Origin of the sequence: Vibrio rumoiensis, assembly GCF_002218045.2 — a bacterium.
Lineage (GTDB): Bacteria > Pseudomonadota > Gammaproteobacteria > Enterobacterales > Vibrionaceae > Vibrio > Vibrio rumoiensis.
In genome coordinates this window covers 957974-976418 of record NZ_AP018686.1, presented here as the reverse complement: position 1 = coordinate 976418, position 18445 = coordinate 957974, and the positions used below count along the sequence as shown (strand labels likewise).

Below are 18445 nucleotides of genomic sequence, written 5' to 3'. Positions count from 1 at the left end.
TGTTGGACTCGCCAATAAATCTGTCTCTTGTCACATATTTTTCATCAAAGAGATCATATGATTGCGCGTGTTTTACACCTTAACTCTCATTTTTAAAATTCACACCGGAGTGTTTAATGAATTTTGTCCGCCACCCTCTTTCTCTCTCTGTTTTGGTCGGGATGATCAGCATAGCGAATCCAGCCTTTGCAGACACAATCAAACTACGTGTTGTCGAAACCACGGATATTCATGCCAATATCATGGATTATGACTATTACAAAGATAAGCCATCAGACAAAATTGGTTTAGTGCGTGCGGCAACGGTCGTGAAACAAGCCCGAGACGAAGTAACCAACAGCGTGCTAGTCGATAATGGCGACTTAATTCAAGGTAGCCCAATGGGCGATTATGTCGCAGCCAAAGGGTTAGAATCCGGTGATGTTCACCCCGCTTATAAAGCGATGAATCTGCTGCATTATGATGTTGCTAACTTTGGTAACCATGAGTTTAACTACGGTTTAGATTTTTTAGCTGAAGCGACCAATGACGCTAAATTTCCTTATGTTAACGCCAATATTGTGGATGCTAAATCCGGCAAAAACTATTTCAATCCTTATGTGATTAAGGACTACCAATTTAAAGATACCGATGGTAAATCGCATGACATTAAAGTGGGTTACATTGGTTTTGTGCCGCCACAAATCATGGTGTGGGATAAGAAAAACCTAACCGGTAAAATACAAGTTAACGATATAAAACAAACCGCCGAAGCCTTTATTCCTAAAATGAGAGCGGAAGGCGCCGACGTGATTGTCGCGATTCCTCACTCTGGTATTTCAACGGAAAAGTACCAACAAGGCGCGGAAAACTCAGTCTATTACTTAACTAAAGTGAAAGGAATTGATGCCATTACGTTTGGTCATGCACATGCTATTTTCCCAAGTAAAGAATTTGCTAATGTTGCTGGCGCTGATATCAAAAAAGGCACGATTAATGGTATTCCATCAGTAATGCCTGGCCGCTGGGGAAGCCATGTTGGCGTGATTGATCTCGTATTAGAACAAAAAAATGGCAAATGGGCGGTTGCAAGCGGTACTGCGGTAGCTCGTCCTATTTATGATGCGAATGCACAGAAATCGCTGGCAGCTGAAGACCCTGAAGTGAAGCAAGCGGTAGCAAAAGATCATAAAGCGACTCGTGATTTTGTGAATCAACCTATCGGCAAAGCCAATGATGTGATGTATAGCTTCTTGTCGTTAGTGCAAGACGATCCTACCGTTCAAATCGTTAATTTAGCGCAGAAAGATTATGTCGAACAATTTATACAAGGCGATCCGAATCTAGACGGTTTACCCGTGCTTTCGGCTGCTGCGCCATTTAAAGCTGGTGGTCGTAAAAATGATCCATCTAACTTTACCGAAGTGGAATCGGGCCAATTAACTTTCCGTAATGCAGCGGATTTATATTTATACTCAAATACTTTAGTCGCGCTGAAAGTATCCGGCAAGGAGGTTAAAGAATGGTTGGAATGCTCTGCAGGGCAGTTTAATCAAATCGATCCCAACAGCGATAAAGTTCAGCCTTTGATCAACTGGGATGATTTCCGCACTTATAATTTTGATGTGATTGATGGGGTGAATTATCAGGTCGATGTGACTCAGCCTGCAAGATACGATGGTGAATGTAAGCTGCTCAATAAAGATTCTCACCGTATCGTTGGGTTAACTTACCAAGGTAAACCGATCGTCCCTGAGCAAACCTTCATCGTGGCAACCAATAATTACCGAGCCTACAGCGGTAAATTTGCCGGTACTGGCGCGAGTCACGTGGCTTTTGATTCTCCAGATGAAAACCGTACCATCGTGGCGGACTACATTTCTCGTGTTAGTAAAGAGAAAGGCGAAGTGACACCAAGTGCGGATAACAATTGGTCATTTGCGCCGATTAAAACTCAAGCGGATTTGAAAGTGCAATTTGAAACCTCACCAAGTGAATTGGCGGCTAAATTCATTAAAGAGAAAGGGCAATATCCAATGAAAAAAGTCGGCACCGATGATGTTGGTTTTGCGGTGTATCAGATTGATTTGAAGAAATAGAGCATAAAGCTTAAAAGCGAATCGATAAAACAATCAAGCTCGGCACGTGATGTGCCGAGTTTTTTTTTGTCTGATTGTTATCGTTAATCATTATTCGTTCATTTGTGTAAACGTTTTCAATAATTGCATTGGATCACAGAATTAAACCTTCTAGGCTTGCTAATATAGCGACATCAAAGAGTGAATAAGTGCTGGTGTAATCGTTTTCTTGGTTGTGCAGTGCTTACGGAGGAATAAATGAAAGTATTAGTGACAGGTGGCTTGGGCTATATCGGCAGCCATACTTGTGTTCAGTTAATCGAAAATGGCCACACGCCCGTGGTGATGGACAACTTGTCTAACAGTAAAGCATTAGTACTGAATCGCATTGAAGCCCTAACGGGTCAGCGTCCGAGATTTCATTTAGGCGATGTGCGTGATGAAGCGTTTCTCGACTCTATATTTGCCGAACATAACATCGATGCGGTGATCCATTTTGCTGGCTTAAAAGCGGTGGGAGAGTCGGTCGCGAAACCATTGGAATATTACGACAATAACGTTAATGGTTCTTTAGTGTTAGCTCGTAGTATGCGCAAAGCGGGCGTGAAGAACATCATTTTTAGCTCGTCAGCTACCGTGTATGGCGACCCGCAACAAGTGCCGATCACCGAAGATTCACCGACAGGTGCAACGACTAATCCTTATGGCCGTAGCAAATATATTGTCGAAGAATGTTTGAGTGATTTATTCACCGCTGAAAACGATTGGAGCATTACACTACTGCGTTACTTCAACCCAGTTGGGGCGCATCCTTCTGGCACGATGGGCGAAGATCCACAAGGCGTTCCGAATAACCTGATGCCGTTTATCGCCCAAGTTGCGGTTGGTCGTCGAGAAAAGTTAGCGGTCTTTGGTGATGATTACCCAACGCCAGACGGCACCGGCATTCGTGACTATATTCATGTGATGGACTTGGCCGAAGGTCACTTAGCCGCACTCAATGCTTTAACCAACAAATCTGGCTTGCATATTTACAATCTCGGTACTGGTAAAGGGAGCAGTGTACTGGATATGGTCAATGCGTTTTCACAAGCGTGTGGGCGTCCGGTCGCTTATGAAATCCATCCGCGTCGTGCGGGTGATATTGCAGAATGTTGGGCAAGCACTACCAAAGCTGAAAAAGATTTAGGTTGGAAAGCGACGCGTGATATTGCCCAAATGAGCGTGGATACGTGGTATTGGCAATCCAATAATCCACAAGGCTATGACGAATTAGAGAAATAGACTCATATAAGTAGGAAACAAGATGTCCAAGGTAGAATTTAATCCCGTTGATCATCCACATCGCCGTTATAACCCATTAACAGGCCAATGGATTTTAGTCTCGCCGCATCGCGCAAAACGCCCGTGGAGTGGCCAAGATGAAAAGCCCGTTATTGATAGCATTAAGCCATACGATGAGGGCTGCTTTTTATGTCCAACCAACACACGTATTTCAGGTGATGTGAATCCCGACTACCAAGGTACTTACGTCTTTCAAAATGACTTTGCGGCGTTAATGCCCGATTCACCAGATGCACCGCAATCTAACGATCCTTTATTTAAAACCCAAGGTGTACGCGGTTTAAGTCGAGTGATTTGTTTCTCGCCTGATCACAGCAAAACCTTACCAGAGTTACCACTTAATCAAATTCGTAATGTGATTGATACGTGGAACGAGCAAATTGAGGAGCTGGGTAAAGATTACCTATGGGTTCAAGCGTTTGAAAATAAAGGCGAAGCGATGGGCTGTTCACAACCCCATCCGCACGGGCAAATCTGGGCAAACAGCTTCTTACCCAATGAGATTGAACGTAAAGACCATCACCTACGAGACTATTACCAGCAATATGGCTCGAATTTATTGGTCGATTACGTCGAGTCAGAATTAAAAGATGGCGCACGTACTGTCGTTGAAACTGAGCACTGGATTGCCGTCGTGCCATATTGGGCGGCGTGGCCATTTGAAACCATGTTATTGCCGAAAACCCATATTCGCCGCATGAGTGAATTAACGGATGCGCAGCGTGATGATTTAGCAGTGGCGATTAAAAAGCTTACCAGTCGTTACGATAACTTATTTCAATGCTCATTCCCGTATTCAATGGGCTGGCATTACGCGCCTTTTTTTGAAAATAGTAAGGTTGAGAATGAAAAAGTTGAAGATGATAATCAAGTCGATACCTCAACCGAACACTGGCAACTGCATGCTCTATTTTATCCGCCGCTATTGCGCTCTGCCACGGTTAGAAAATTTATGGTCGGTTATGAAATGCTGGCAGAAAGCCAACGCGATTTAACCGCCGAGCAAGCCGCCGAGCGCCTACGAGCTTTGAGCGATAAGCATTATAAAGAATAACGAATTTAGGATGCTCGGCTCTCGTTACTCGAGGTTTGAGCGCAATATTTAAAGGCTGGATTCGAGTTACGAGATTCCGAGCCACGAGAAACGATTTAGGGCTTTATTATGACAGAAAGAACCACACAACTTATTGATGCCGTATCTAATGCTTTTGAAACGATATTGGGTTACGCCGCCAAGCATATTATCCAAGCGCCGGGGCGTGTAAACCTCATCGGTGAACATACCGACTATAATGACGGCTTTGTCTTGCCTTGTGCGATTGACTACCAAACCGTGGTGGCCGCAGCAAAACGTGATGACAATATCGTGCGCGTGGTGGCGGTTGATTATGAAAACGAGGTCAATGAGTTTGATATTTCACAACCGATTGAGTTTGATAACAATGTTATGTGGGTAAACTACATTCGTGGTGTGATTGATTGCCTACAAAAACGTGGTTATCAGTTTAAAGGGGCGGATATTGCCGTTAGCGGTAACGTACCTCAAGGCGCAGGGCTGAGTTCTTCTGCCGCGCTAGAAGTCGTGATAGGGCAGACCTTCAAAACCTTGTATCAGTTAGAGATTTCTCAGCAAGAGATTGCACTTAATGGCCAGCAGGCAGAAAACCAATTTGTCGGCTGTAATTGCGGCATTATGGATCAGCTTATTTCCGCCGAGGGGCAACGTAACCATTCTCTTTTGATTGATTGCCGCTCATTAGACACTCAAGCGGTTTCTATGCCAGAAGACATGGCGATTGTGATCATCAACTCGAATAAAAAACGTGGCTTGGTCGATAGTGAATACAACACGCGCCGCCAACAATGTGAAGCCGCCGCCGAGTTTTTTGCTGTCAAAGCGCTGCGTGATGTGACCATTGAACAGTTTATCGAACGCCAAGCGGATCTTGATCCAGTGGTTGCCAAACGTGCCCGCCATGTCATTACGGAAAATGACCGAACCGTAGAAGCGGCTCACGCGTTAAAAAATCACGACATGGCACGCCTTGCGGTACTAATGGAACAATCTCATAGTTCAATGCGTGATGATTTTGAAATTACCTGCTCAGAAGTTGATACGATTGTTGAGATTGTAAAAGAGGTGATAGGCACTCAAGGCGGCGTACGCATGACCGGTGGTGGCTTCGGTGGCTGCGTAGTCTCATTGGTTCCACCATCATTAGTGGATGCAGTGAAGCAAGCCGTAGAAGATCAATACCAAGCGAAAACGGGCTTAAAAGAAACCATTTATGTGTGTAAGGCAATGGATGGCGCGGGGGAGGTTGTAAATGATGCTATGAGTCTGTAATCGGATCAAATGTGTGCGGAATGCAATTGAGTATTTAAGTACAAGGCGAGTTGAGGAGCTACTTGAGGGTGCTCTTTGACTTGCTCTAATAGCTTTAAATAACCAATGCGATAAAGGAGAATATTTTTTGATGCTAACCTAGATAGTCGTTATTCATTGAGATGATTTTTTGAACTGCACCTGAGCGAATAAGGTAAAGAAAAGTAGCCCCTACTTTCCGGTGCCAGTTCCTTGGTTAAGGCTTAATAAAAGAATGTCTACTTTTTAATATGTACTTCGACACTGTTAAAACAAATCTTTTTTGAAAAAAGGTATTTAAAATAAAATACCGTTTACTAGGACATGTTGAGCCTCATAATTGGGGGCTAGAATGGTTGCAGAGGCATAAAACCCTTCCTTTAGTTTGCCTAAGCGCTCTTGTTTAATCGCTATGGCAGGGTAGGTTGACGCCATCTTAAATGCTTCAGCTTCGTCGATCCCCCACTTTATGACGTTAGCAACAGACTCATCCATACCAATATGGGCACCTGCTAAATTACCATTCGTATTAACAAGCTTATTATCTACAACAGAAATTATTTCATCGTTTAACGTAAATGATGGGCTCTTACTACCAACAGAGGCCATGGCATCTGTCACAATTAGTAATTTCCCTTTAGGTTTAACTCTATGGGCTAATAACGCGGATTCTTTAGATACATGTATATTATCAGTAATAATTGAACACCAAGCATTGTCTGTCATTAGCGCTTTACCCACAACACCAGCTTGACGGCCTTCTAGTGGTGACATTGCATTGTATAAATGTGTAAACCCACTAATGGCATTAAAATATTGGTTATCTAGCTCCTGTGTTGTCGCATTACTATGGCCACAGGATAATATGGCACCTTTTTTAGCTAGCCACTTAATAGATTCATTATTAACTTTTTCAGGTGCTAATGTAATCAAAGTTGTACCTGATTTTAACCAAGGCAGTGATTCAAGCATAGATATTTGAGGATCAAAGAAGAGGGATTCGTTATGAGCTCCTTTTTTAGCAGGGTTTATCCAAGGTCCTTCTATATGAATGCCTAATATGCCGAGAGTATTACAATCTAATGCATTTTGGGCTGCTGTTAGTGCTTCATGGATTTTACGAGGCGTATCACTTATAAGAGTTGGGAGGAGGTAAGCAGTGCCATGCTTACGATGTGCTTTACAAATAGTGTCGATACCATCCACATCAGTTTTTTCGTTAAACATTACACCACCGCCACCATTCACTTGAATATCAATAAATCCAGGTGTAATGATTCCCTCTGCATAATGTTGAATAATTATTTTTTCATCGACAGTACTGGTTGGAAAAATACCAACTATCGTTTCACCCTGCCAAACTAAAGACGAATGAGTATGAAATCGTTCACCATCAAAAATTCTTTTAGCAGAAATTGCGTAATGTTCCATGTTAAGCTCTCGTAAATAGTAGAAGTGATAAGTTGTTGATGGGAAGTTTCCGGCTGTATAAATCCAGCCGGAAAAAATCAAATCATCAACTTATTGGTATTTTGAAAGAAAATTTGTATTTTTTAGTTTAAAAAACCAGCGTTTCGCATTTTTTCTACGACAATAGATTTTTGTTCAGCGGTTAAAGGCGTTAGTGGTGAACGAGGATCGCCAGCATCAATGTTGTGTAATGACATCGCTGCTTTACCAGCTGCAACACCACCGAACTCTACTAATACACGGATCAGATCGACGACATTATCCATCCCTTTAATTACAGAAGCATGGTCGCCTTTATTAAAATCATTAATGATTTTATTAAAATGTGGTGCAGCGTAGTTATAAGTGCTGCCTACGGCACCAATTGCACCAACTGCAAGTGCACCAGGTAAAAATTCGTCGACACCAAATGGAATATCATATTTACCATCACAAGCACGTAAACAACGTTGATATTCGTATAGATCACCATTATTGAACTTTAAGCCGTACAGATTAGGGATTTTTTTATCAGCAGCGATTAGGAACTGTTCCATATCAACAGTGACACCTGACATACCGGAATGGTAGTAATAAAAACCTTTGCTTGGAGCTGCAGCTGCAACAGTCGCACAGTATTCAACTAATTCATTGACTGACCCAGGTTTAAAGAAGCATGGTCCGATAGCCGAAGTGGCAAAAATATCTAATGTCTCAGCATGACGAGTAAGTTCAAGGGTGTCTACGATGCTCAAAGCACCAGTATGTACGGTAATCTTTAGTTGACCTTTTGAAGCCGTCACCCAACGTTCAGCAATAGCTTTTCTTTCTTCAACAGAACAGTGGATACCTTCTCCAGTTGTGCCACAGATATAAACCCCATTAACGTTATCTTTGATCAAATGATCTGCGATTTGATCTATAACTGGAAAATTGACCTTTCCATCGGTTGTGAAAGGTGTGTGTGGGGCAGCAATTAAACCAATAAGTTTTTCCATAGTTTTTATCTCAGTTAGGAAGTTAAACTTCAAAATTAAATTATATTTGGAGTTTTAGTTTATTTGGTTGTTTTTCATCCTGCAACTAAAAATCAAAGTAAATTTTGAATCTAGCTGTAAAGTGTGAGCTGTGCTGCTTTATTTAGCCATAATCGCTTAGGGTAATGTATGTTTACAAGTTGGAGTCGGAGTTTTATTTCAAAAAGCAAATTTACAAGGTAGTATAAAAACGGTAGTACTCATTTATTGAAGGTTTAAACGATGGCATATATGCAAACTTTAAGTACAGGAAAGATTTTAGACAGTTTAGGTAGTTTGCATGAGAGTTTAACTCCTTCTGCAAAAAAAATTTCATCCTATGTACTATCGAATCCGACAGAAGTAACCAAAGTGTCGATTGCTGAACTATCCAGTATTGTGAATGCAGGTGAGGCTACTATTATTCGATTTTGTCGCTCTTTGGGTTTTAAAGGATTCCAAGACTTTAAAATGGAACTGGCGATAGAATTATCAAAAGTGAATCAAGATGAACGTTCTATTTTAGATACTGAAGTTACTGATAAGGACAATGCAGAGGAGATAGGCTCTAAACTGTACAATGCAATAACAGCCGTTTTGGGTGAAACTCTGAACTTGATTAATATCAATATCTTAGAAGCTACCGCGAATAAAATAAAACAGAGTAAAGGTGTCTACTTTTTTGGTGTAGGCTCTTCTGGCATTACCGCAGAAGATGCTAAAAATAAATTAATGCGAATTGGCTACAATGTGGATGCGTTGACTAATAATCATTTTATGTACATGAAAGCATCATTACTTCAGCCTGGTGACATTGCCATTGGAATCAGCCACTCAGGAACATCTGCTGAAACGATTAAAGCTTTAAAGCTTGCGAAAGAAAATGGAGCTGCGACAGCGGTTATTACGCATAACCCACGCTCACCGATTGCTAGTCATGCAGATTTTATCCTAGTGAACGGAAATCGGCAGGGTAAGCTTCAAGGTGATTCGATCGGCACCAAAATTTCTCAGTTGTTTGTTTTGGATTTGATATATACGCTTTTGGTACAGAAAGATCCTGATTTAACTCAACAAAATAAAGTGAAAACCACGACAGCGCTTGATTGAATTATCATCGTTCTATGTTACTGATGAAGTAAGAGATGGTGATAGTTAAAAAGGTTCTATGGTGATGCAGATGAGTATTTCTATGCCTTGAATTTTCGTTTCGAAGTTTAACTTAAGCTGCATAATGAGAAGCGCCGTACTTAGAAAAGTACGGCGTTTTTTTATTTCTTTATCAACAGTATTTTTTCTTTATTGAAGCTTGCTGTTTAAGCGATGAATTTTTGAATATGTTAATTCAATGATAAAAGAAAACAGTAAAAACTGTGGAGTATATCTCTATTTTTATATATTAATGTTGAAGTTTAACTCCGTGTTCATATTATATGAAGCATAACTTCATATTTGAAAAGTGGACAATTAAAGATGACGTCGAATCATAAAGAACACTGCTTAAAAGCACTCGGAAAAGGTTTTGTTGCTTCTTGCCAACCTGTAGACAATGGCCCTATGGATAAACCAGAGATTGTAGCAGCAATGGCGGAAGCGTCTGTTTGTGGTGGTGCTACAGCGTTACGTATTGAAGGTCTCGAAAATCTAAAAGCTGTCCGCACTAAAGTTAACGTTCCTATCATCGGTATTATCAAAAGAGACTTAGCCGATAGTCCTATCCGTATCACTCCATTCATTGAAGATATTCATGCGCTTAAAGACGCTGGTGCTGACATTATCGCTATTGATGCCACCCATCGCGTGCGTCCAGAAAGCATCGAAAATTTAGTGAAAGAGATTCAATCTTTAGGTTGCTTGGCTATGGCAGATTGCTCAAATTTTGAAGAAGGAAAATATAGTGAATCTATTGGTGTCGAAATTATCGGCACCACAATGTCTGGATATGTTGGGGATGAAACTCCAACGGAACCCGATTTTGAATTAGTTACTCGATTGGCTCAATCAGGTTGCTTAGTGATGGCTGAAGGCCGTTATAACTCTCCAGAATTGGCACAGAAAGCAATAAAAGCAGGGGCATATTCTGTAACTGTAGGCTCCGCAATTACTCGAATAGAACATATTTGTGGATGGTTTAAAGAATCTGTTAATCATGGCCGTAAAAGTGTGGAAGGGAAAAACCATGAGTAAAGTATTGAGCGTAGATCTTGGTGGAACGAAAATTGCGGCTGCTCTTGTGATTAATAAAAAAATAGTAGAAAGAGCCCAAGTCTCTACTCCAAAGGCACCTGAACAATTAGAAAGCGTTTTGAAAGAGTTATTAGCCCCCTTTATGCCAGAAGCACAGGTTGTCACAGTAGCATCTACAGGGATCATTAATAAAGGAATACTAACGGCTTTAAACCCTAAAAATTTAGGTGGTTTAAATCATTTTCCTATTCAATCTGTTATTGAAAATATCACTCAGTTACCAACGTTAGTAATTAATGATGCTCAAGCTGCTGCTTGGTCAGAATTTAAGTTATTAAAGACTCCTGCTTCTAATATGGCATTTATAACAGTATCTACTGGTGTCGGAGCAGGATTGGTACTTGCTGAAACATTGCATGTTGGGCCAAGTGGTTTATCGGGGCACGCAGGACATATGCTTTCGGATCCTAATGGGCCAATGTGTGGTTGTGGTCGGAAAGGGTGTGTGGAATCCATTGCCTCAGGGACAGCAATTGCTGCTGCTGGTAAGGCTTTTTGGGGAGATGAATGTACAGGACAACAGGTCTATCAATATTTTATTAATGGAGATCGAGACGCAGCAAATATTATTAACTGTTCCGCAAAAAGTATTGCGAATTTAATTGCAGATCTCACTATTTCTCTTGATTTAGATGTAGTGATCCTTGGTGGAAGTGTGGGACTGGCTGAAGGATATTTAGAGCTGGTTAGAAATCATTTAGATCTATTACCAGACATCTATAAACCAAGAGATATTGGATTAGCACAATCAGGTGCAGATGCAGGCTTATTAGGCGCAGCAAGTCTGTACCTAGATAAAAGCTATTTTACAGTTAACTAATCATAAATATTTAAAATTAACGAGGGTTTATAATAATGGAAAATCATTCATTTGGTGCATTAAATTATATAATGCTACTGGTTTACCTCTTCGCAATCATGATGGTCGGTGTGTACTTTGCTAAAAGGCAGAAGTCTACAGAAGATTACTTCAAAGCAAGTGGACGTATTCCAGGCTGGGCAGCTGGTATCAGTGTGTTTGCAACGACACTAAGCTCAATAACTTTTATGTCAATTCCTGCAAAAGCTTATACATCTGACTGGACTTTCTTAATCGGTCAATATATGGCAATTGCGGTATTGCCAATAGTATTTATTTACTACATTCCTTTTTTCAGAAGGTTAAACCTAACTTCTGCTTATGAATATTTAGAAAAACGCTTTGATGTAAGAATGCGTTTATTCTCTAGCATTTCATTTATGCTGTTTCATATTGGTCGAATTGCTATCATTATCTACTTAACAGCACTTACCTTAATACCTTTTATTGATATTAATCCATTATTTATCGTATTCCTTATCGGCGTGCTTTGCATCGTATATACCTTTATGGGGGGGATAGAAGGGGTAATATGGACCGATGTAATTCAAGGGGTGATGTTATCTGTTGCTGCCATCGCTATCTTCGTCATGATTTGTTTTAATGTTGATGGTGGTTTAGGGGAAATTTATAATCTCACTGCTAGTGCTGATAAATTTTTTCCTGCTGAGAGCTTTTCATGGAGTTGGACCGAAAGCCATGTACCAGTACTGATTATAGGTTTCCTATTTGCTAGCTTACAACAGTTCACAGCAAGCCAAGACGTGGTGCAGCGCTATATCGTAACGGAGTCTATTGAAGAAACAAAGAAAGCACTTGTGATGAATGCTAAATTGGTGGCTATTGTCCCTGTATTCTTCTTTGGTGTTGGTGCAGCGCTTTATGCATACTACTCTCAAAACCCTCAGCTATTACCTGAGGACTTTAATACCGGTGGGATCCTTCCATTCTTTGTTATCTCCCAAATGCCAGCAGGTGTGGCTGGAATAATTATCGCCGCTATTTTTGCAGCATCACAATCAAGCATTTCAAGTAGCTTAAATAGCATTTCAGCTTGTTTTACTTCTGATGTTTATGAGCGCTTTGGTGAAAATAAACCAGCAACAAAAATACTGTTTGTTGCTCGCTCTGTGACCGTTATAGCTGGTGTGATGGGAGTGCTTGCGTCAATTTACCTTATTTACTCAAATGAAAGTGAGTTATGGGATACTTTCAATAGTTTAATAGGCTTGATGGGCGGTCCAATGACAGGCTTATTTATGCTAGGTATCTTTATTAAGAAAGCTAATGCAAATAGTGCATTGGTGGGTGTTGTGGCGAGCGTTATTTCTGTCTTATTCGTGCAATCATTCACTGACCTTAACTTCTTCTTCTACGGTGTAATTGGGACTTTAGTTGTCGTTATTGTTGGTTACCTCACTGCGCCATTGTTTAAGTCTAAACTTACAGAATCAAAGCTTGATAACTTAACTATGTAATTTATCCCCCCCTATCTTTTGCTAAAGGGTAGGGGGCATTATGTAATGATTTTAGTTCTATTTATTATTAAAGGTCCAAATTATGTTTTTAGGTGATTTAAGCGATTCTAACAGTTATAAAGTTTTGCCAGATGCTTTCCAGAAGGCGATTAAATATTTAGATAGTGTTGATTTAGAGGCCTTACCTATTGGGAGACATGATATTGATGGTGAGAACATGTATATCAACGTCATGACTTTTGAAACTGGTGCTGCCGATTCGAAACAAGCTGAAGTGCATAAAGAATATGTTGATATGCAAATTTTAATATCAGGAAATGAACGTATTGAGTTTGCTTTAAAAGGAAAGCATCCTCATGCAACGTTTTATGATGAAAAGGATGACTACTATTTGGTTGAATCATTATTATGTACAAATGAAGTGACATTATCACCAAGACAATTTGCTATTTTCTTTCCTGAGGAGCCTCACAAACCAGGATGTGTGGTTGATAAACCTTTAGTTTTAAAGAAGGCTGTAATTAAGATTCATGTTAAATGCTTGAAATAAGTCTTTCATTGTAACCTCCTTTTGCACTTCTCCCCCTAAAATCTTTGTGCAGCCTCCTATTAATAGGAGGTTTTTTAATCTTGCAGTGTCGTTCAAATCATTAGCTTTTTTATAAGCCGTAAGTTTGATTTAGCGCTTACCATTTGCCCTTTACAATTTGGATCGTTTTTCCATCATATTTTGCGGAAGGTCGTTTGCTCTACATTTCCTGATTGATGGAAATAACAGTAAGACTGTCAGAAGCATAATAAACAAAAAGCCCAGCATCGATTATCAATGCTGGACTTTTACTAATAGCTTGTTGGTATCTTCACAAATGCCACTCTGAAGAATGGCATTCAGTGTATTGCTAGAACCTGTAACCAACACCAAATGATAAGCTAGCAGAGACTGCATCGTAAGAGTCTGAATCTAAAGCGTTTACATCATCAAAGTCAACGGTACTCATACCGACTAACAGCCCAGCGTTGATAGATAAATGTTCGTCAATAGCATAATCAGCACGTAACCCACCGATAAATCCATCAATATCGTAAGTTGCTGATTCAATCTTACCGTTACCGAGTTGATAGCCGATTACTGGGGTAAGTTTTAGCTTGTCTTCAAGTAACTTAAAGTCATAGCCAATGGTGGTTTTGAATGTCCAAAGATCAGCATCTCCAGTACCATTTGTGTCATCAGCGTCAGCATCACCCTGCATTGAGATAAAAGTCTCTGCACCGATGACGAAGTTGCTGCTACCTAGGTTTGTATCACCATGAATGACAAGACCAGACGTAGAGACACTAATATTATCGAGACTAGAGCCATCATAAGCAAAGCCCTCTTGAGCAATACCAACGGTAAGTTCACCAGCGTAAGCACTACCAAAACTCATCGCACTAAGCGCGGCACCAAGAACTAAATACTTTTTCATTTTCATTACCTTTCAATACGTTTGGTAGGATTTGCCCTGCCAAAACTAAGATTCATTGGTTATGTGAGTTGATTGCTCACTTCAATGGAGCAGATGTTAAATAGCTCACTAGGTAATGTATCTTTATTAAAATTAATAATATTAAAATTCAATAAAAACATATGGTTAATGTTGCTCTCAGTGAGGGTAAATCACTTAGGTATAAACATTCATCAAAGTCGGCAGTACCTTTGAGCGGTTTGATTGATGGATTTATAAGATGAGGTAGGCGCTCACAGAAAGGGTTTTAATTTGATAAGACAGGGCTGGTTAATCATAAGTCACAGTAAGATTAATTAAGCAGGAAACTAGCCATCACGTTGATACTTATCCAACAATCATCGGTATTTTTTAGCCCAATTACGCACTTCAAAGTTCCTCCCTCGCTTTGGCTCACCGCACAATACGCCCCATTATCTTATTTTTTAGAGGTTTTTTAATTTGTTGTTTTTATTATATTTTTAGTTTTCGTGGTGATTATTAATTTTAATAAAAAGCTTTTTTTGAGACTTAAGTCACAATGACTTGTAAGCATTTTTCTTCGTTAGGGTTAGTTTCTACGCAGCGGTTAGAAAGGGTAAATCTAGCAGGAGAAGAGCAAAAGATAATTAACAATAATGGAAACACAATCATGAAACGCACATTTGTCGCCCTAACTTTTGTTGCCTTTATCGCATTGACTGGCTGTGAAGCAACCCCAACGCATTCAAAGAATGAAATCGTCACGGTAGAGACGATTAGCGATAACGCCACAAACGAATCACAAGTCATGATTGTTGAGTATACCGATGGCAAGCGTGAATTGGTCATTCACCAGACGGTTCGAGCGGATAATCAGAATGCAAAAAAGGTTAAGTTAGCAACGCAAAACCAAAGAGTTCGAGGGATATTGGTGACTAAGCTTTGTCACGAAATGGAAAATGGTGCGCCTGATATGATCGCGGGCGCTGGTTATACAGTTAAGGACGTCCCTACACTTCGTGTTCATATTGAAACAGACGAAGAAAATGACATATTAAACATGACTTGTACTTTATAAAGCGAGATGAACTTTATTAAGGTAAGACGCTTAATTATTCACGACACAGTTTGCAGATTTTGGTCAATTACCACCATATCTTGTTAATCCTCAGCTCATCATAGGTAATTAAATTATGGGTAGACAGATAAAGCGAGTTTCAACCGGTGCCGTAAAGCGGAATAAGCTTATTACTGGAATAAATATATTGTGGTCACTTCTTTGTTTGGTTGGTCACATTATTAATTTTTATATATTAGCCACAAAAGAAAACTACCCTTTTCTGTGGAAAGGCTTAGCTGTTTGGACTGCCATCACAGTGATTGGTTGTTTGGTAAGCTGGATTATCCATCTATTTATAATTAAGCCAACCGACTAGGTCACGACCTTCTAAATTAACATAATTCATTCTCTATTATGATGCAGGATTGGTCGAGTGATAGAGACTATAGTGCTCAACGTTAAAGTGAATAATATGAAAAATATCCTACTTATTGTATTTGCTCTCTCATTTTGTTTTCCGGCTTTTTCTGCTGAGAAGACTTACAAAGACTGGTTTTTTCGTACCGATGGCGAGGACTTTTATTACGCTGTAACCGTCAATAACAATAATCATATATTTGGAGAATATTGTTATATTGAAGATCAAGAATGCTTATTTTTAATTGGTGTGGGTATAGCTTGTACCGAAGGAGATAAGTATCCAGTTTTAGTTAATACAGAGTCTGGTTCAGTATATCTTAACCTCGTTTGTGGAAACAGAATTGGCAAACAGAATGTGTTGATCTTTGATGACTTTGAGCAAATTGAGAGCGTAGTTAAAGCAAGTAAGCAATTTAAGATAGCAATACCAATAAAAGATAGCCAATTTAAGGTATCTCGTTTTAGTTTGTCAGGTTCGACGTATAGCTTAGATGTTCTGTCAAAAGAGATCGAGAAGCGTGTATTGTCACCAAATGTAGATAGTGCATTACTATAATTTGACACAGTATAAATAGTTTAAATTCTTTGTATCGAATTCTCCCCAAACGTGCCAGCCATTACCTGGCACGCTTCTTTATAACTTTATAAACGCCTTCATTCCTTACGGCATTCCCAATGCATTCGGCAACCATAACGACACTGCTGGTATGTAGGTAATAATCATCAAGAACACTAATAAGATCATTAGCCACGGGAGGGCGGCTCGAATGGTGGCGCTGAGTGGCATTCCTGTCACGGCTGACGTAACAAACAAATTCAAGCCGACGGGGGGCGTGATTAAGCCGATTTCCATATTCACTACCATGATGATGCCAAAGTGTATAGGGTCGATGCCAAGCTCAATCGCAATCGGGAATAAGATGGGCGCGAGGATCAAAATAATCGCCGACGGCTCCATAAAGTTCCCCGCTAATAAGAGAATAATATTAACTAGCAATAAGAACATCCAAGGTGATAAACCTAAGGTAATAATCCACGCGGCAATGGTTTGAGGGATTTGTTCTGTAGTTAACACAAATGCAAATAACATGGCATTGGCGATGATAAACATCAGCATCACGGTCAGTTTGGCCGCTTCCAGTAATACGCTCGGGCATTGCTTGATGGTAATGTCTTTATACACAAATAAGGCAATGAATCCGGCATATACCGCAGCAACCGCCGCCGCTTCGGTTGGGGTGAACATACCGCTGTAAATCCCACCTAGAATGATCACCATTAACAGCAAACCCCATGCCGCTTTGCGTCCGCTAGCCAACCATTCTTTAAAGGTAGCTCTTGGCATGGCGGGTAGGTTTTTCTTACGGGCAATAATGTAGATGGCGGTCATCAAACCTAGCCCTAATAAGGTGCCGGGGATCACGCCTGCCATGAAAAGTTTACCGACCGAGCTTTCAGTCGCTGCGGCGTAGACGACCATTACAATTGAAGGGGGAATCAAAATGCCTAATGTACCGGCATTACACACAATCCCTGCGCCAAATTCTTTTGGATAGCCAGAGCGAACCATGCCGGCAATGGCGATTGAGCCGACGGCGGCAACGGTGGCCGGTGATGAGCCTGACAGGGCAGCAAATAACATACATGCCATGACCGCGGCAATCGCAAGGCCGCCACGAATGTGTCCGACACTGGAGTTGGCAAAGTCGATTAAACGTTTTGCGACTCCGCCACTGGTCATGAACGCGCCAGAAAGTAAGAAGAAAGGAATGGCGAGTAAGGTGTAATGTTCTGAGGTTTCAAACAGCTTGATCACCAAAGAACGGATTGAATCTTGACTAAAAAATAAGATGCTAAGCGCACCCGATAGGCCTAACGAGATAGCAATCGGTACGCCAATAAACATTAAAAGAAATAAGCTAAAAAACAGAAAAAGAATCGTCATTATGGTTGGTCCTTCTTCTGTGGTGCTTGCTTTGTTGAGTCGGCTTGCTTGTGCGCAGTTTGTTCGTTTGAGTTTTGATCATCCGGCATCATGGCCATCGCGTGCTTCATCGCATCCTTGGTTTCATCGGCAATGCCAAGCCCAAGTTGTAAGCCCCGAATAATACGGATGAAGATTTCAAGAAAGCGAATCCACAATAGGGTAAAGCCTAGTGGTACTACAGCGCCGATATACCAAAGTTTGATGCCGATTTTTTCGAGATCTTCGGCGTAAATGTCGGCACGAAATAGGGTGCTCACCCAGTCGTAGCTTGCGTAGGTCATTAGGCTGGCATAAGTGAGGCACGCAAGACAGGCGAGAATACCCAGTGCTTTTTGTTTGCGAGTAGAAAGTAATTTAACGACGACATCAACGCCAATGTGTCCGCCAATTCGTACGCCATAAGACATGCCAATAAAGATCAGCCAGCCAAACAACGCTTTAGTTAAGGCGGTGCTCCAGGTCATCTCTTGAGCGAAGCCAATGAAGAAATCGCCTATCGACAAGAACGCATCGCTAGTCGCTGACCATTCACGATCGTAGAACCAATCGGATAAGTCGTAGAAAGGCGTATAAAGGTTATTTAAAACCACATACACAAAGGTTACGAGGGTCATCGCGGCTAAGAGGAAGGCAACGAGGCCTTCCTCTAACTTTGACCATAAATGATAAACAGCATTCATTGGTTGGCCTTTTTATT

Annotated in this window: 16 protein-coding genes; 11 read left to right on the top strand and 5 right to left on the bottom strand. The window is 40.7% G+C overall.

Annotated features, from left to right (window positions below; genetic code table 11):
• Positions 1-116 precede the first annotated feature (116 nt).
• The 4 genes from cpdB to galK all read left to right on the top strand — a co-directional run bounded on the left by cpdB (position 117) and on the right by galK (position 5748).
• Positions 117-2078, top strand: coding sequence for a 2',3'-cyclic-nucleotide 2'-phosphodiesterase (gene cpdB, locus VRUMOI_RS16785; protein ID WP_089137783.1), 1962 nt, complete (start codon positions 117-119; stop codon positions 2076-2078).
• 237 nt (positions 2079-2315) lie between these two features.
• Positions 2316-3341, top strand: coding sequence for a UDP-glucose 4-epimerase GalE (galE, locus tag VRUMOI_RS16780; RefSeq protein ID WP_089137782.1), 1026 nt, complete (start codon positions 2316-2318; stop codon positions 3339-3341).
• Between the two features lie 22 nt (positions 3342-3363).
• On the top strand, positions 3364-4455 hold the full coding sequence (locus VRUMOI_RS16775) for a UDP-glucose--hexose-1-phosphate uridylyltransferase (protein ID WP_089137781.1): 1092 nt from the start codon (positions 3364-3366) through the stop codon (positions 4453-4455).
• Positions 4456-4563: 108 nt separating this feature from the next.
• Entirely contained in the window at positions 4564-5748 is a 1185-nt protein-coding gene (galK, locus tag VRUMOI_RS16770; RefSeq protein ID WP_089137780.1) for a galactokinase, read from the top strand.
• Positions 5749-6063: 315 nt separating this feature from the next.
• Here the strand turns inward: galK and nagA are convergent, their stop codons facing one another.
• Together nagA and VRUMOI_RS16760 are read right to left on the bottom strand one after the other, a co-directional pair.
• Positions 6064-7197: an N-acetylglucosamine-6-phosphate deacetylase gene (gene nagA / locus VRUMOI_RS16765; RefSeq protein ID WP_089137779.1), complete on the bottom strand. Its 1134-nt coding sequence runs from the start codon at positions 7195-7197 to the stop codon at positions 6064-6066.
• A gap of 122 nt (positions 7198-7319) precedes the next feature.
• Positions 7320-8213, bottom strand: coding sequence for a dihydrodipicolinate synthase family protein (locus VRUMOI_RS16760; protein WP_089137778.1), 894 nt, complete (start codon positions 8211-8213; stop codon positions 7320-7322).
• Between the two features lie 261 nt (positions 8214-8474).
• On the opposite strand from VRUMOI_RS16760, the gene VRUMOI_RS16755 reads away from it, so the two are divergent.
• The 5 genes from VRUMOI_RS16755 to nanQ all read left to right on the top strand — a co-directional run bounded on the left by VRUMOI_RS16755 (position 8475) and on the right by nanQ (position 13365).
• On the top strand, positions 8475-9341 hold the full coding sequence (locus VRUMOI_RS16755) for a MurR/RpiR family transcriptional regulator (RefSeq protein WP_089137777.1): 867 nt from the start codon (positions 8475-8477) through the stop codon (positions 9339-9341).
• A gap of 363 nt (positions 9342-9704) precedes the next feature.
• The gene (locus VRUMOI_RS16750) at positions 9705-10418 is read left to right on the top strand and encodes an N-acetylmannosamine-6-phosphate 2-epimerase (RefSeq protein WP_089137776.1); all 714 of its coding nucleotides are present in this window, start codon (positions 9705-9707) and stop codon (positions 10416-10418) included.
• Positions 10411-11298, top strand: coding sequence for an N-acetylmannosamine kinase (locus tag VRUMOI_RS16745; protein WP_089137775.1), 888 nt, complete (start codon positions 10411-10413; stop codon positions 11296-11298). Before VRUMOI_RS16750 ends, VRUMOI_RS16745 begins: the two co-directional genes overlap by 8 nt.
• A 35-nt stretch (positions 11299-11333) precedes the next feature.
• The gene (locus tag VRUMOI_RS16740) at positions 11334-12815 is read left to right on the top strand and encodes a sodium:solute symporter (RefSeq protein ID WP_089137774.1); all 1482 of its coding nucleotides are present in this window, start codon (positions 11334-11336) and stop codon (positions 12813-12815) included.
• Between the two features lie 82 nt (positions 12816-12897).
• Positions 12898-13365, top strand: coding sequence for an N-acetylneuraminate anomerase (nanQ, locus tag VRUMOI_RS16735; protein ID WP_089137773.1), 468 nt, complete (start codon positions 12898-12900; stop codon positions 13363-13365).
• Between the two features lie 349 nt (positions 13366-13714).
• Here nanQ and VRUMOI_RS16730 read toward each other — a convergent pair whose 3' ends face one another.
• The gene (locus VRUMOI_RS16730) at positions 13715-14281 is read right to left on the bottom strand and encodes an outer membrane protein (protein ID WP_089137772.1); all 567 of its coding nucleotides are present in this window, start codon (positions 14279-14281) and stop codon (positions 13715-13717) included.
• A 670-nt stretch (positions 14282-14951) separates the two neighbouring features.
• Between VRUMOI_RS16730 and VRUMOI_RS16725 the strand changes: the two genes are divergently transcribed.
• Entirely contained in the window at positions 14952-15359 is a 408-nt protein-coding gene (locus VRUMOI_RS16725) for a hypothetical protein (protein WP_089137771.1), read from the top strand.
• Between the two features lie 454 nt (positions 15360-15813).
• Positions 15814-16317 (top strand): hypothetical protein, encoded by a 504-nt coding sequence (locus VRUMOI_RS16715; protein ID WP_089137854.1) that lies wholly within the window; start codon positions 15814-15816, stop codon positions 16315-16317.
• 105 nt (positions 16318-16422) lie between these two features.
• Here the strand turns inward: VRUMOI_RS16715 and dctM are convergent, their stop codons facing one another.
• Both dctM and VRUMOI_RS16705 read right to left on the bottom strand, forming a co-directional pair.
• Positions 16423-17706: a C4-dicarboxylate TRAP transporter large permease protein DctM gene (dctM, locus tag VRUMOI_RS16710; RefSeq protein WP_089137769.1), complete on the bottom strand. Its 1284-nt coding sequence runs from the start codon at positions 17704-17706 to the stop codon at positions 16423-16425.
• A complete protein-coding gene (locus VRUMOI_RS16705; protein WP_089137768.1) occupies positions 17706-18428 on the bottom strand; it encodes a TRAP transporter small permease in 723 nt (240 codons plus the stop codon). The genes dctM and VRUMOI_RS16705 overlap by 1 nt, the downstream gene beginning before the upstream one ends.
• Between the last annotated feature and the right edge of the window lie 17 nt (positions 18429-18445).